The organism is Micromonospora sp. IBSANI012, from assembly GCF_052814045.1.
Genome location: NZ_CP199933.1, coordinates 438,018 through 452,127, shown reverse-complemented (window position 1 = coordinate 452,127; position 14,110 = coordinate 438,018). Strand labels below are relative to the sequence as shown.

Genomic DNA, 14,110 nt, shown 5'->3' with positions numbered 1-14,110 from the left:
ATCCCCGCCATGGGTTTTCTGAAGGGCCTCCTCATCCGGCTGGGCTCCACGGCGGTCGCCTTCTGGCTGGCGACGCTGCTCATCCCGGGCATCACCCTGGACTCCGACTCGGCCGTCGAGACGGTCACCACGCTGCTGCTGGTGGCGGTGATCTTCGGCGTGGTCAACGCGGTGCTCCAGCCGATCATCAAGTCCGTCGGCTGCGGCTTCTACCTGCTCACCCTCGGCCTGATCGCGCTGGTGGTCAACGGCCTGCTCTTCCTGCTGACGAGCTGGATCGCCGGCGAGGCCGGGCTGCCCTTTCACGTCGACAGCTTCTGGCCCGAGGCGCTGCTCGGCGCGCTCTTCGTCAGCATCGTGACCTGGATCCTCGGCGCCATCCTCGACCGCGACTGACCCCGGCGACGCCCGGGCGGGACGCGCAGGCGCGACGCCCGGGCGGGAACGGCGGCCAGTGGTCGGGAATTGGCTCGCGCGGGCCGGGGGCGTCCCGGCTAGCGTGGCCGGGGTGTTCACCCTGAACCGCGACGACGGCTACCTGCTCAGCACCGATCCCGACCGGCTCGACCTCGACCGGGTGCACCGCTGGCTCTCCACCGACGCGTACTGGGCGCTCGGCCGGAGCCGGGAGACGGTGGCGGCCTCCTTCGCCGGCTCGATCCCGTACGGCGTCTACGCCGGGGGCGAGCAGGTGGCGGTGGCCCGGGTGATCACGGACCGGGCCACCTTCGCCTGGCTCTGCGACGTCTACGTCGCGCCGCCGGAGCGCGGTCGCGGGCTGGGCACCTGGCTGGCCACCGCCGTCCGGGACCACCTGGCCGGGCTGGGGGTGCGCCGGATCCTGCTGGCCACCCACGACGCCCACGGGGTGTACGCGAAGGTCGGCTTCGGCCCGGTCGCGCCGGACCGCTGGATGGAGTTGGACCACCGTCCGGTGAAGCCGGTCACCGGAAAGGAACACCCACCCGCTGCGCCCCTTACGGTGGAGGGGTGAACGCAGTCCGGCTCGGCTACCTGTACGGCTTCGGCGCGTACCTGCTCTGGGGCTTCTTCCCGATCTACCTGAAGTTGCTGCGACCGGCCGGACCGGTGGAGATCCTCGCCCACCGGATCGTCTGGTCGGTGGTCTTCGTCGCGCTGCTGCTGGCCGCGATGCGCAACATCGGCTTCCTGCGCGCGCTGGCCCGCCGGCCCCGGACGCTGGCCGCCATCGTCGTCGCGGCCGCGCTGATCGCGGTGAACTGGGGCACCTACATCTACGGGGTCAACTCCGACCGGGTGGTGGAGACGGCTCTCGGGTACTTCATCAACCCGCTGGTCGTGGTGCTGCTCGGCGTCTTCGTGCTGCGCGAGCGGCTGCGCCCGGCGCAGTGGGCGGCGCTCGGCGTCGGCGCGGCGGCCGTGGTGGTGCTGGCCGTCGACTACGGCCGGCTGCCGTACCTGGCGTTGACGCTGGCGTTCAGCTTCGCCGGCTACGGCCTGGTCAAGAAGCGGCTCGGGCTGCCCGCCGCGGAGGGGCTCTTCGTCGAGTCCGCGGTGCTGGCGCTGCCCGCCCTGGCGTACCTGGGGTGGCTGGCGCGAAGCGGCGAGTCGACCTTCGGGCACGTCTCGCTCGGGCACACCCTGCTGCTGGTGCTCGCCGGCGCGGCCACCGCCATCCCGCTGCTGCTCTTCGCCGGCGCGGCCAACCGGCTTCCCCTGTCGGGCCTGGGCATGTTGCAGTACCTCGCGCCGATCCTCCAGCTCGGCTGCGGGGTGCTGATCTTCCACGAGCCGATGCCGCCGGCCCGGCTGGCCGGCTTCGCGCTGGTCTGGGTGGCGCTGATCGTCTTCACCGTCGACGCGGTGCGGCACACCCGCCGCGCCCGGGCCGCCGCCCGCACCCCGATCCCGGTCACCGCCACGCGGTGACCGGAACTCAGCGCACGTCGTAGCCCAGCACGGCGGTGCCGTCGGCGCGGACCAGCTCCAACCGGACCAGCTCCGCGTCGGTGAAGCGGGTCGCGCCGCTGAGGCGCACCTCGTCGCCGGGCGCGGCCAGCCAGGAGCCGATCTGCTCCGTCGCGCCGTCCGGGCCGTGCGCCACCAGCCGGAACGTGTACGCCTTGTGGTAGCCGGCGGTCGCGTCGTACCCGCAGCGCATGGTGACCTCGGTGCCCCAGTCGGTGCCGGTCAACCCGATCTCCGCGTGCACCGGGGCCTTCGCCGCCACCGGCTGCATGGCGACCATCCGCACCGCCTGGACGGTCGGCCCGGGCGGCGTGGGAGGCCGCAGCACGGCCGCGCCCCCGACGCCCACGACCAGGGCGAGCGCGGCGGCGGCCAGGGCGGTCAGCGCGTACCGTCGGCGCGCGCCGGACCGCTCCCGGCGCCGGCGCTCCCGCGCGGCGGAGAGCAGCGCAGGCACCCGGTTCGGCTCCTGCGGCGGGGGCAGGAACTCGTCCAGCGCGGCCGGGTCGAGCCGGCCGAGCAGCCCGGGCAGCACGGCGATCTCGGCGACCGCCTCCCGGCACGCCGCGCAGCCGGCCAGGTGCCGCTCGTAGGCGGCGCGGTCGGCGGGAGCGAGGGCGCCCAGCACGTACGCGCCGTCGTCGTGCGCGAACTCGCAGCGGGTCATCCGGTCACCCCCATCTCGGCCAGGACCAACCGTAGTGAGCGCAGCGCGTAGTGCGTGCGGGACTTGACCGTCCCCGGTGGCACCCCCAGCCGGGCGGCGGCCTCGGCCACCGAACGGCCCTGGTAGAAGCACTCGACCAGCACCTCCCGGTGGGTGGGGCTGAGCCGGTTCAGGGCCTCGGCGACGGTCCACGCCTCCACCGCGCGCTCCGCTTCGTCGACCGCCTCCGGCGGCTCGGGCAGGTCGTCGGTGAACACCTCACCGACCCGGGTGGACCGGCGCCGCCAGGCGTCGATCGCCAGGTTCCGCGCCGTGGTGAAGAGCCAGGCACGGACGGAGCCGCGCCGCGGGTCGAGCGACTCGGGGTGGCGCCAGGCCCGCAGCAGGGTCTCCTGCACCAGGTCCTCGGCCCGGGTGCGGTCGCCGTTGACCAGTCGGAGCGCGTGCGCGTACAGCGCCTCCGCGTGCTCGTCGTGCAGCGCGCGCAGCAGTTGGGCGTCGTGGTCGCTGATGGTGATCCCCTCGCTCTCCGCGGCGAGTGCGGCGAATGCGTTCGCCCGTGGATACGCGCCGTCACGCCGATCGGTTCACCTGCGACCGCTGTTCACATCCGGTTCACGCCGAGTCCGGCGACCGCTCACCGCGCCCTGGCAGCCTCCGGCCCGTACGCACGTCGATCGGGGGATCCGGCGTGCCACCGACCTTGCTTCCAGGAGGCTCCTGAAATGAGCGACCGTCCCCGGCTGCTCCCGTTGCTGGGCGCCACCCGCCACGGCAGCCGCGATGCGATGACCTGTCTGTACCGGTGCGGCAACGCCTGCGACCACCCGGTGCCCAATTCTTCCGACAACGCGTACTTCGGGGACCTGGTGGAGGCCGAGGTGTCCCGGCGCGGCGTGGTCCGGGCCGGCGCGGTCGGCGCGCTGGTGCTCGGCTTCGGCGGCGCGGCCGCCGGCGCGCTCGCCGGTGCCGCCCCGGCCGCCGCCGCCCCCGGCACGCCGGTCGTGCCCGAGGTGACCGACTTCGGCAGCCCGCAGCCGTCCACCGGCGCGCTGACCTTCAAGCCGATCCCGCCGAACCAGCTCGACACCCTGGTCGTCCCCAACGGGTACGACCACGCGGTGGTCATCCGCTGGGGCGACCCGGTGGTCCCCGGCGCCCCCGAGTTCGACCTGCACGGGCAGAACGCCGCCGCGCAGTCGAAGCAGTTCGGCTACAACAACGACTTCGTCGGGGTGCTGCCGCTGGACCGGCGGGGCCGGCGGGCGCTGCTCGTGGTCAACCACGAGTACACCAACGAGGACCTGATGTTCCCCGGCTTCACCGGCCTGGACGCGCTGACCGTGGAGCAGCTGCGCACCGCGATGGCCGCGCACGGCATGTCCGTGGTGGAGCTGGAGCGGGTCGACGGCACCGGGCAGTGGCGTCCGGTCGCGGGTGGCCGCCGGCCGTACAACCGGCGGGTCACCGCGCTGGGCACCAAGTTCGAGCTGACCGGCCCGGCCGCCGGCTCGGCCTGGCTGCGCACTGCCGCCGACCCGAAGGGTCGTACGGTCGTCGGCACGCTGAACAACTGCGCCGGCGGCGTCACCCCGTGGGGCACGGTGCTCTCCGGCGAGGAGAACTTCAACCAGTACTTCGTCGGGGCGGACGCCGCCCCGGAGGAGCTGAAGCCGAAGCTGGCCCGCTACGGCATCACCACCACCGCCCGCTACCCCAGCGGCAGCCGCAAGTGGGAGCGGGCCGACGAGCGCTTCGACCTGTCGAAGCACCCGAACGAGGCGCACCGCTTCGGGTGGATCGTGGAGATCGACCCGTTCGACCCGGAGAGCCGCCCGCGCAAGCACACCGCGCTGGGCCGGTTCAAGCACGAGGGCGCCAACGTCATCGTGGCGAAGAGCGGGCACGTGGTCGCGTACATGGGCGACGACGAGCGCTTCGACTACCTCTACAAGTTCGTCTCGGACAAGAAGTTCCTGCCGGGCGACTCGTGGGTGGCCCGCAAGCACAACCTGACCCTGCTGGAGTCCGGCACGCTCTACGTGGCGCAGTTCGAGCAGACCAGCGCCGCCGAGATCGACGGCTCGGGCAAGCTCCCGGCCGACGGCGCGTTCAACGGCCAGGGCCGGTGGATCAAGCTGGTCAGCGGCAACCGCTCGTACGTCGACGGGATGACCGCCGCGGACGTGCTCACCTTCACCCGGCTCGCCGGGGACAAGGTCGGCGCGACCAAGATGGACCGGCCGGAGGACGTCGAGCCGAGCCTGCTCACCGGCAAGGTGTACGTGGCGCTGACCAACAACCCCGACCGGGGCAAGCCGGGCAAGGCGCCGGCCGACGAGGTCAACCCGCGCAACCTCAACAAGCACGGCCAGATCCTGGAGCTGGTCGAGGACCGGGGCGACAACACGGCGGAGAGCTTCGCCTGGTCGCTGCCGATCGTCGCCGGCGACCCGACCGACCCGTCGACCTACTTCGCCGGGTACGACAAGACCAAGGTCTCGCCGATCTCCTGCCCGGACAACGTCGCCTTCGACGCCGCCGGCAACCTCTGGATCTCCACCGACGGCAACGCGCTGGGCAGCAACGACGGCCTCTTCGCCACCGCGGTCGAGGGTCCGGAGCGGGGGCACCTCAAGCAGTTCCTCACCGTGCCGGTCGGCGCGGAGACCTGCGGCCCGTTCATCACCGGCGACAACCGCTCGGTCTTCGTGGCCGTGCAGCACCCCGGTGAGATCACCGGCGCCTCCGTGGAGAAGCCGGCGTCCACCTGGCCGGACGGCGACTACGCCAAGCCGGGCGTGGTCGTCACCTGGCGGCTGGACGGCGGCCCGATCGGCAGCTGACGTTCCCCTCGGTGGCCCGGCGCTGGGCCACCGGTCGAAGGGCCCCGCTCCCCGCCAGGGACGGGGCCCTTCCGACGTCCGGGCGGGGGTTGATCGACTCCAGGTCGGCGACATGGCGGCATCGGGTGCAGTGGGATGCCGCCAGTTCGGCGACATGGAGTCGATCAACGCGGGCCGGGCAGGCGCGGGGCGGGGCGGAGCGGCCGGGGCGGTCAGGTGTCGGCGGCGATGCCGTCGGCGACGGCGCGGGCGACGGTGAGCAACTTGGCCCGGACCACCCGGGCCGAGGTCATCATCTCGCTGGCCGGCAGCGCGCAGGCCAGCGCGATCCGGCGTTCCATGTCCTTGTCCGGGGTGACCAGCACCGCCGCGCAGGCCACCCCCTGCCGGAACTGCCCCAGCTCCAACTGCATGCCGCGCCGGTCCCCGGCGGCCAGGTCCGCCTCGAACGCCTCGACGCTGGTCAGGGTGGCCGTGGTGAACGGGCGCATGCCGTACTCGCGCAGGTAGCGGAAGCGCTGCTCGGCGGTGAGGGTGGCCAGCAGGCACTTGCCGAGCGCGGTGGCGTGCGCCCCCTCGTCGAAGCCGGGGACCAGGTCCTCCAGGTACGGCGAGCGCGGCCCCTCGGCGACCGCCGTGACCGCCACCTGCCCGCCGACGAAGCGGCCCAGGTAGTGGCTCCAGCCGGTGTCGGCGGCGGCCCGGCGCAGCGTCTCCCCGACCGCCGGCGGCCCCCGGAACGCGGTCACCAGCTCCCGGTACCGGTCGGCGACCTCCAGCCCCACGATGTAGGTGCCGTCCTCCCGCCGGATCACGTAGCCCTCGTAGGCGAGGGTGCGGACCAGGTGGTAGGTCGTCGCGACGGTCAGCTCGCACCGCCGGGCGATCTGTTTGACGGTCAGCCCCTTGGGGGCGCGACCGACCGACTCGAGCACGCGTAGCGCGCGGGAGACGCTCCGGATGAGATCCGAAGGCTCCGCCAGGGGGTCGCGCACAACCACCTCCGCAGCCGGGGACTTACACCATATGAAAAACCTCCCGGGGACGGAACGCCCGTTCGGGTCGAGGATTCCAGATCAGACCGCACGTGGCGTGTATCGCTGCGACACGCCGGGCCCCCGTGAGCTGGGCTCACGTAGGTTGGCCAGACCATGACCGACACCGCACTCACTCCCTCGCCCCGCCCGCCGGCCGTACCCCCGCTGCGGGCCGGCGCCGGCGCCATCGCCACCACCGTCGCCTCGGTCCTGCCGGTGTTCCTCGTCGGCGGCCTGGCCGTACAGATGGGTGACGATCTCGGCTTCTCCCCCGCCGGTCTGGGTCTGGCCGTCTCGGTCTACTTCGGCATCAGCGCGCTGGCCTCGGTGCCGTCCGGCCGGCTGGTCGAGCGGTACGGCCCGGCGGTGGTGGCCCGGGCCGGCATCCTGCTGGCCGCCGGTTCCCTGTTCGCCATCGCGGTGCTGGCCCGGTCGTACCCGGTGCTGGTGGCCCTGCTCGGGCTGAGCGCCGCGGCGAACGCGCTCGGGCAGCTCGCCAGCAACGCGGCGCTGGCCCGGCACGTGCCGGCCCGGCGGCAGGGCCTCTCCTTCGGGGTGAAGCAGGCGGCCATTCCGGTCTCCACCCTGCTGGCCGGCGCGGCGGTGCCCACCATCGCGCTCACCGCCGGCTGGCGCTGGGCGTTCGTGGCGGCCGCCGGGGCCGCACTGGCCGCCCTGCCCGCCGTACCCCCGGGGCAGGCCGGACCGGCCGGGAAGGCCGCCGGGGCGCGCGGCGGGCGGGCCACCGCGGCCCTGGTGGTGGTCGGCGTGGCGGCGACCCTCGCCGCGGCGGCCGCCAACGCGCTGGGCACCTTCGTGGTGGACTCGTCGGTGGCGCGCGGCCTCGCGCCGGGGCTGGCGGGACTGACCCTCACCCTGGGCAGCGCGGTCTGCGTCACCGCCCGCATCGGGGCCGGCTGGCTCGCCGACCGGCGGGCCGACGGGCACGTGGCGGTGATCGCCGGGATGCTGGTGGTGGGCGCGGTCGGGCTGGGGCTGCTCGCCCTGAGCGGCGCGGTGCCGCTGGTGGTCGGCGTGGTGCTCGGCTTCGGCCTGGGCTGGGCGTGGCCGGGGCTGATGAACTTCGCGGTGGTCAGGCTGCACCCGCAGGCCCCGGCCGCCGCCACCTCGATCACCCAGACCGGGGTGTACGCCGGCGGCTGTCTCGGCCCGCTCGCCCTGGGCGCCACCGCCAGTGCTGCCGGCTATCCGACGATGTGGCTCACCGCCGCCGTCGCAATGCTGGCCGCCGCCGCGTTCATGCTGCTCGGCAGCCGGATGCTGACCCGCACCCCCTGACCTGCGACCCGTGCGGGATCGGTCTGTGGAGCGGCTCTCGGGCGGGAGCGGTCAGCTGGTGCGGTCGGCGATGTAGTCGCAGAGGGATTCGAGGGCACCGCGGGCGGGGCCCTGCGGCAGCGGGGCGAGCTGGGCGCGGGCGCCCTCGGCGTAGCTGCGGACGGTCTCCCGGGCCCGCTTGAGCGCCGGGGACTCGCGGAGCAGGCCGAGCGCCTCGGCGTGCAGGGCGTCGTCGACCAGCGGGCCGGTGGCCAGGATCTCCCGCAGCCGCACCGAGGCGGCGTCGGAGTCGTCGGCCGCCCGGGCGTAGAGCACCGGCAGCGTCGGCACGCCCTCGCGCAGGTCGGTGCCGGGCGTCTTGCCCGACTGCACCGACTCGCTGGCGATGTCGAGCAGGTCGTCGGAGAGCTGGAAGGCGACCCCGATGGTCTCGCCGTAGCCCGCGAGGGCCTCGGTGTGCTCCGCCGACGCCCCGCCGAACAGGCCGCCGAAGCGGGCCGAGGTGGCGATCAGCGAGCCGGTCTTCTCGGCGATCACGTGCAGATAGTGCGCCACCGGGTCCTCGCCGGCCCGGGGGCCGACGGTCTCGGCGATCTGGCCGTGCACCAGGCGGGCGAAGGTGCGCGCCTGGAGGCGGACGGCCTCGGTGCCCAGGTCGGCAGCGAGGTCCGCGGCGCGGGCGAAGAGGTAGTCGCCGACCAGGATCGCCACCGAGTTGGTCCAGCGGGAGTTGGCGCTCGGGGCCCCCCGCCGCACGGCGGCCTCGTCCATCACGTCGTCGTGGTACAGCGTCGCCAGGTGGGTGAGCTCCACCACCACGGCGGCCGGGACGACCTGCGCGTCCGTCGGGTCGCCGAACTGCGCCCCCAACGCCACCAGCAGCGGCCGGAACCGCTTGCCGCCGGCCTCCACCAGGTGCCGGGCGGCCTCGGTGACGAACGGGTCGGCGCTGGCCACACTGGCCCGCAGCTCGGCCTCGACGCCGTCGAGCACGTCCAGCACGGAGGCCTCGACGCGCGGATCGGTGAGATGCACCCCGAGCGCGCCGACCTGACTCGTGCCCGCCCGGCTCCGACGACCGCCGGAGCCGACGGCGCCTGAACGCTCGCCAGCCGGAATCACCACGCCTTCAACCATGCCACACCCGTTCGACCTGCTCCGGAGCGGGGATACAGGCGCGGGGCCGGCGCGCCACGCGCACCGGCCCCGCGCCCTCAAGCAGACGTCTCACCGTACGAACGCTGCGGCGTCCGTGGCCAGGTCGAGCAGCGGAGCCGGGGCCACGCCCAGGACCAGGGTGGCCACCACGCCGATCATGAGCGCGGTCGCGGTCAACCCGCCCGGCACGGTGACGGTCGGGGTGCTCTCGCCCGGCTCGGAGAGCCACATCATCACCACGACGCGCAGGTACGGGAAGGCCAGCACCATGCTGGTCAGCACGCCGGCCACCACCAGCCAGGCGTGACCGGCCTCCAGCGCCGGGCCGAAGACCGCGAACTTGCTGGTGAAGCCGCTGGTCAGCGGGATACCGGCGAAGGCCAGCAGGATGAAGGTGAAGATCCCGGCGTAGAACGGCGACCGGCGGCCCAGCCCGGCCCAGCGGGACAGGTGGGTGGCTTCGCCGTCCGCGTCCCGGACCAGGGTCACCACGGCGAACGCGGCGAGCACCGAGAAGCCGTACGCGGCCAGGTAGAACATCGTGCCGGAGACGCCCTCGCCGGTCGGCGCAAGCACACCGACCAGCAGGTAGCCGGCGTTGGCGATCGAGGAGTACGCCAGCAGCCGCTTGATGTCGGTCTGGGTGACCGCCAGCACCGCGCCGACCAGCATGGTGAGCACCGCGACCGCCCCGAGGACCGGGGTGAAGTCCCAGGCCGCGTCGGCGAACGCCACGTGGAACACCCGCAGCAGGGCACCGAAGGCGGCCACCTTGGTGCAGGCCGCCATGAAGCCGGTGACCGGCGTCGGGGCGCCCTGGTAGACGTCCGGGGTCCAGACGTGGAACGGCGCGGCGGCGGCCTTGAAGAGCAGGCCGATGGCGAGCAGCGCCATCCCGGCGAAGAGCAGCACCTGGCTGGCGGGCGACTCCTTCACCGCGGCGTGCACGGTGGCGAAGTCGACGCCGGCCGACCGGCCCGGCATGCCGGCGGTGAAGCCGTAGATCAGCGCCACGCCGAACAGGAAGAACGCCGACGCGTACGCCCCGAGCAGGAAGTACTTCATCGCCGCCTCCTGGCTCAGCAGCCGCCGGCGACGGGCCAGCGCGCAGAGCAGGTAGAGCGGGAGCGAGAAGACCTCCAGCGCGATGAACATGGTCAGCAGGTCGTTCGCCGCCACGAAGATCAGCATGCCGCCGATCGCGAAGGTGGTCAGCGGGTAGACCTCGGTGGCGCCGTTGCTCCCCTCGGCCTGCCGCCGGTCGTCGGCCGACTCGGCGGTGACCGCGGCCTGGGCGACGAACGCCCCGCCCCGCTCCACCGTGCGGTCACCGATCAGCAGCAGCGCCATCGCGGCGAGCACCAGAATGGCGCCCTGGAGGAACAGCGTGGGGCCGTCCACCGCGATCGCCCCACCGGCGGTGAGCAGCCGGTCGTCGGCGTTCAGCACCGTCATCACCAGCGCGGCGAGCACCGCCAGCAGGGCGAGCGAGAGCTGCACGACGTGCCGCCGGCGGCGCGGCACGAAGGCCTCCACCAGCACGCCGAGCAGGGCGACGCCCAGCATGATCAGGATCGGAGCGAGCGCCGCGTAGTCGATCGACGGCAACTTCAGCTCGGTCATTTTGCGGCCTCCTGGACGCTGCCGACCGTCGGGGCGGGATCGGTCCGGCCGACGTCGTTCATGGTCGCCTGGACGGCGGGGTTGATGACGTCGGTGACCGGCTTGGGGTAGAAGCCGAGCAGCACGATCAGGGCGATCAGCGGTGCGACCACGACCTTCTCGCGCAGGCTGAGGTCACGGCGCATGGCCTCGACCTCGGTCAGCTCCGGGTTGAGCGTGCCCTGCGTGGTGCGCTGCACCATCCAGAGCACGTACGCGGCGGCCAGGATGATGCCGAGCGTGGCGATCACCGCGACCGGCTTGTTCACCGTGAAGGTGCCGATCAGCACCAGGAACTCGGAGACGAACGGCGCGGTACCGGGCAGGGCCAGGGAGGCCAGACCGGCGAAGAAGAGCACCCCGGCCAGCAGCGGCACCAGCTTGCCCGCCCCGCCGAAGTCCTTGATCAGGGCCGAGCCGCGGCGGGCGATCAGCATGCCCACCACCAGGAAGAGCAGGCCGGTGGCGAGGCCGTGGTTGAGCATGTAGAGCACCGCACCGGTGCCGGCCTGGGTGGTGAAGGCGAAGATGCCGACGCCGATGAAGCCGAAGTGCGCGATCGACGTGTACGACACCAGCCGCTTCAGGTCGGACTGGCCGACCGCGAGCAGCGCCGCGTAGATGATGCCGATCAGGCCCAGCGCCAGCGCCCACGGGGCGAACCACTTCGACGCCTCGGGGAACAGCGGCAGGCAGTAGCGCAGGATGCCGAAGGTGCCGACCTTGTCGAGCACGCCGACCAGCAGGGCGGCGGCCCCGGCCGGGGCGGCGCCACCGGCGTCCGGCAGCCAGGTGTGGAACGGGAAGAACGGCGCCTTGATCGCGAAGGCGAGGAAGAAGCCGAGGAAGAGCCAGCGCTCGGTGCCGGTGGAGATGTCCACCTGGGTCAGCGCCTGCCAGTCGAAGGTCTTCCCGCCGACCACCCAGAGGCCGATCACCGCGGCGAGCATGAACAGCCCGCCGACGAGCGAGTAGAGGAAGAACTTCACCGCCGCGTACTGCCGCTGGTGGCCGCCGTAGCTGCCGATCAGGAAGTACATCGGCACCAGCATGACCTCGAAGAACACGTAGAACAGGAAGACGTCGGCGGCGGCGAAGACGCCGATCATCGTGCACTCGAGGACCAGCAGCAGGGCGAAGTAGACCGGCACCGACCGCTTCGACGACTCGGCGTCGTGCCAGGAGGCCAGGATCACCAGCGGCACCAGCACCGCGATCAGCATCAGCATGACCAGCGCGATGCCATCGGCGGCGAAGGTGAAGTTGACGCCCCAGGTCGGGATCCAGGCGTACGACTCGCGGAACTGGAGCCGGTCGCCGTCGGCCTGGAACGAGACCCACATGACCACGGAGAGCACCAGCACCAGCAGCGACCAGCCGAACGCCACCTGCTTGGCCAGCTCCGGCCGGCGGCGCGGCAGGAAGGCCACCACCAGGGCGCCGACCAGCGGTGCCACGGTCAGCACCGAGAGGAACGGGAAGTTGGACATTATTCGGCCTTACCTCCGTCGTCACTGCGTGGTCCGCCGGCGGGGGCGGCCGGGAAGAGGTCGATCACGCCAGCCACCCCGCCTGCACGGCCAGGAACGCCGCCATCACGAGCAGCGCGCCGGCGAGGATGGACGTCGCGTACGACCGGACGAAGCCGGTCTGCAGCCGCCGGAGCCGGCCCGAGCCACCGCCGACCGCCGCGGCGAGGCCGTTGACCAGCCCGTCGACGCCCCGGTTGTCGAGGAAGACCAGCGCCCGGGTGAGGAAGATGCCCGGCTTCTCGAAGACCGCCTCGTTGAAGGCGTCGGTGTAGAGGTTGCGTCGGGCCGCGGTGACCAGCACGCCGGCCGGCTGCGGCGCGGTGGCCGTGCCGTTGCGGAACAGCATCCAGGCGAGCCCGGCGCCGAGGACCGTGACCAGCAGCGAGAGCGCGGTGATCACCCAGTGCGCGAGGACCGCCTCGTGCCCCTCCTCCTGGCCGCCCAGCCCGGCGGTGGCGGTGAGCCAGTCCGGTACGGAGGTGGCCAGCAAAAAGCCGGCGCCGACCGAGCCGATCGCCAGCAGGATCAGCGGGATCGTCATCAGCTTCGGCGACTCGTGCGGGTGCTCGATGTCCTCGGTCCACCGCTTCGGCCCGTGGAAGGTGAGCACGAACAGCCGCGTCATGTAGAACGCGGTCAGCCCGGCGCCGAGCAGCGCGGCGCCACCGAAGAGCCAGGCCGTCCAGCCCTCCCGCTCGAAGGCCGCCACGATGATCGGCTCCTTGGAGAAGAAGCCGGAGAACGGGAACATGCCGATGATGGCGAGCCAGCCCATCATGAAGGTGATCCAGGTGACCTTCATGTACTTCGACAGGCCGCCGAAGCGACGGATGTCCACCTGGTCGTTCATGCCGTGCATGACCGACCCGGCGCCGAGGAACATGTTGGCCTTGAAGAAGCCGTGCGCCAGCAGGTGCACGATGGCCAGCGCGTACGCCGCGCCACCCAGCCCGACGCCGAGGAACATGTAGCCGATCTGGCTCACCGTCGACCAGGCCAGCACCCGCTTGATGTCGTCCTTGGCGGCGCCGATGACGCAGCCCATCAGCAGGGTCAGCGCGCCGACGCTCACCACCACGAGCTGGAGCGTGGCGTTGGCGGTGAAGATCGGGTTGGACCGGGCGATCAGGTAGACGCCGGCGGTGACCATGGTGGCGGCGTGGATGAGCGCCGACACCGGGGTCGGGCCCTCCATCGCGTCCGGCAGCCAGGCCTGGAGCGGGAACTGGCCGGACTTGCCGGCCGCGCCGAGCAGCAGCAGCAGGCCCAGTGCCAGCACGGTGCCGCTGGCCAGGGCGCCGACGCCGTTGAAGACCTCGTCGTACTGGGTGGTGCCGAGGGTGGCGAACATGATGAAGATGCCGATCGCCAGGCCGGCGTCGCCGACCCGGTTCATCAGGAACGCCTTCTTGCCGGCGGTGGCCGCGCTCGGCCGCCCATACCAGAAGGAGATCAGCAGGTACGACGCCAGACCGACGCCCTCCCAGCCGAAGTAGAGCATCACGTAGTTGTTGCCGAGCACCAGCAGCAGCATCGCGGCGACGAAGAGGTTGAAGTACCCGAAGAACCGTCGCCGGCCCTCGTCGTGCGCCATGTACTCGACCGCGTAGAGGTGGATCAGGAAACCCACCCCGGTGATCAGCAGGACGAAGACCGCGGCCAGCGGGTCGAAGAGCAGACCGAAGTCCACCTTCAGGTTGCCGACCGTGATGAAGTCCCACAGGCTCAGCTCGACGGACTTGTTGTCCAGGCCGCGGAGCTGGAAGAAGTAGCTGAGCCCCAGCACGAACGCGGCGCCGATGGCGGCCACGCCGAGCCAGTGCCCCCAGCGGTCGGCCCGCCGGCCGAGCAGCAGCAGGATCGCCGCGCTGACCAGCGGGATCGCCACCAGCAGCCAGACGCTGCTCAGCAGGCCCGTGGCGTGGGCGTATTCCACAGTCTCTTCCACCGCAGGGCCCC

12 protein-coding genes are annotated in these 14,110 nt (G+C 72.5%); 5 read left to right on the top strand and 7 right to left on the bottom strand.

The features are described from left to right. The first annotated feature begins 9 nt into the window (after positions 1 to 9). The 3 genes from ACTWM8_RS02225 to rarD all read left to right on the top strand — a co-directional run bounded on the left by ACTWM8_RS02225 (position 10) and on the right by rarD (position 1,911). Complete coding sequence (locus ACTWM8_RS02225; protein WP_446212329.1) at positions 10 to 396, top strand: phage holin family protein; 387 nt, start codon at positions 10 to 12, stop codon at positions 394 to 396. A 112-nt stretch (positions 397 to 508) separates the two neighbouring features. After that, the gene (locus ACTWM8_RS02220; protein ID WP_446212328.1) at positions 509 to 994 is read left to right on the top strand and encodes a GNAT family N-acetyltransferase; all 486 of its coding nucleotides are present in this window, start codon (positions 509 to 511) and stop codon (positions 992 to 994) included. Further along, positions 991 to 1,911, top strand: coding sequence for an EamA family transporter RarD (gene rarD, locus ACTWM8_RS02215; protein WP_446212327.1), 921 nt, complete (start codon positions 991 to 993; stop codon positions 1,909 to 1,911). The genes ACTWM8_RS02220 and rarD overlap by 4 nt, the downstream gene beginning before the upstream one ends. Before the next feature lie 7 nt (positions 1,912 to 1,918). On the opposite strand, the gene ACTWM8_RS02210 is transcribed toward rarD, so the two are convergent. Continuing rightward, positions 1,919 to 2,617 (bottom strand): anti-sigma factor family protein, encoded by a 699-nt coding sequence (locus ACTWM8_RS02210; protein WP_446212326.1) that lies wholly within the window; start codon positions 2,615 to 2,617, stop codon positions 1,919 to 1,921. Further along, positions 2,614 to 3,108: a sigma-70 family RNA polymerase sigma factor gene (locus ACTWM8_RS02205; RefSeq protein ID WP_088959261.1), complete on the bottom strand. Its 495-nt coding sequence runs from the start codon at positions 3,106 to 3,108 to the stop codon at positions 2,614 to 2,616. Before ACTWM8_RS02205 ends, ACTWM8_RS02210 begins: the two co-directional genes overlap by 4 nt. A 234-nt stretch (positions 3,109 to 3,342) precedes the next feature. On the opposite strand from ACTWM8_RS02205, the gene ACTWM8_RS02200 reads away from it, so the two are divergent. Beyond that, positions 3,343 to 5,463, top strand: a complete 2,121-nt coding sequence (locus tag ACTWM8_RS02200; protein ID WP_446212325.1) for a PhoX family protein — start codon at positions 3,343 to 3,345, stop codon at positions 5,461 to 5,463. A gap of 212 nt (positions 5,464 to 5,675) precedes the next feature. Here ACTWM8_RS02200 and ACTWM8_RS02195 read toward each other — a convergent pair whose 3' ends face one another. After that, positions 5,676 to 6,458, bottom strand: coding sequence for an IclR family transcriptional regulator (locus ACTWM8_RS02195; protein ID WP_446212324.1), 783 nt, complete (start codon positions 6,456 to 6,458; stop codon positions 5,676 to 5,678). A 156-nt stretch (positions 6,459 to 6,614) separates the two neighbouring features. On the opposite strand from ACTWM8_RS02195, the gene ACTWM8_RS02190 reads away from it, so the two are divergent. Next, on the top strand, positions 6,615 to 7,799 hold the full coding sequence (locus tag ACTWM8_RS02190) for an MFS transporter (protein WP_446212323.1): 1,185 nt from the start codon (positions 6,615 to 6,617) through the stop codon (positions 7,797 to 7,799). A 51-nt stretch (positions 7,800 to 7,850) separates the two neighbouring features. Here ACTWM8_RS02190 and ACTWM8_RS02185 read toward each other — a convergent pair whose 3' ends face one another. The 4 genes from ACTWM8_RS02185 to nuoL form a co-directional block, all read right to left on the bottom strand. After that, positions 7,851 to 8,936, bottom strand: a complete 1,086-nt coding sequence (locus ACTWM8_RS02185) for a polyprenyl synthetase family protein (RefSeq protein WP_446212322.1) — start codon at positions 8,934 to 8,936, stop codon at positions 7,851 to 7,853. Positions 8,937 to 9,026: 90 nt separating this feature from the next. Next, complete coding sequence (nuoN, locus tag ACTWM8_RS02180) at positions 9,027 to 10,580, bottom strand: NADH-quinone oxidoreductase subunit NuoN (RefSeq protein ID WP_446212321.1); 1,554 nt, start codon at positions 10,578 to 10,580, stop codon at positions 9,027 to 9,029. Then, positions 10,577 to 12,109 (bottom strand): NADH-quinone oxidoreductase subunit M, encoded by a 1,533-nt coding sequence (locus tag ACTWM8_RS02175; RefSeq protein ID WP_154940345.1) that lies wholly within the window; start codon positions 12,107 to 12,109, stop codon positions 10,577 to 10,579. Before ACTWM8_RS02175 ends, nuoN begins: the two co-directional genes overlap by 4 nt. A 64-nt stretch (positions 12,110 to 12,173) precedes the next feature. After that, entirely contained in the window at positions 12,174 to 14,099 is a 1,926-nt protein-coding gene (gene nuoL, locus ACTWM8_RS02170) for an NADH-quinone oxidoreductase subunit L (protein WP_446212320.1), read from the bottom strand. Positions 14,100 to 14,110 lie beyond the last annotated feature (11 nt).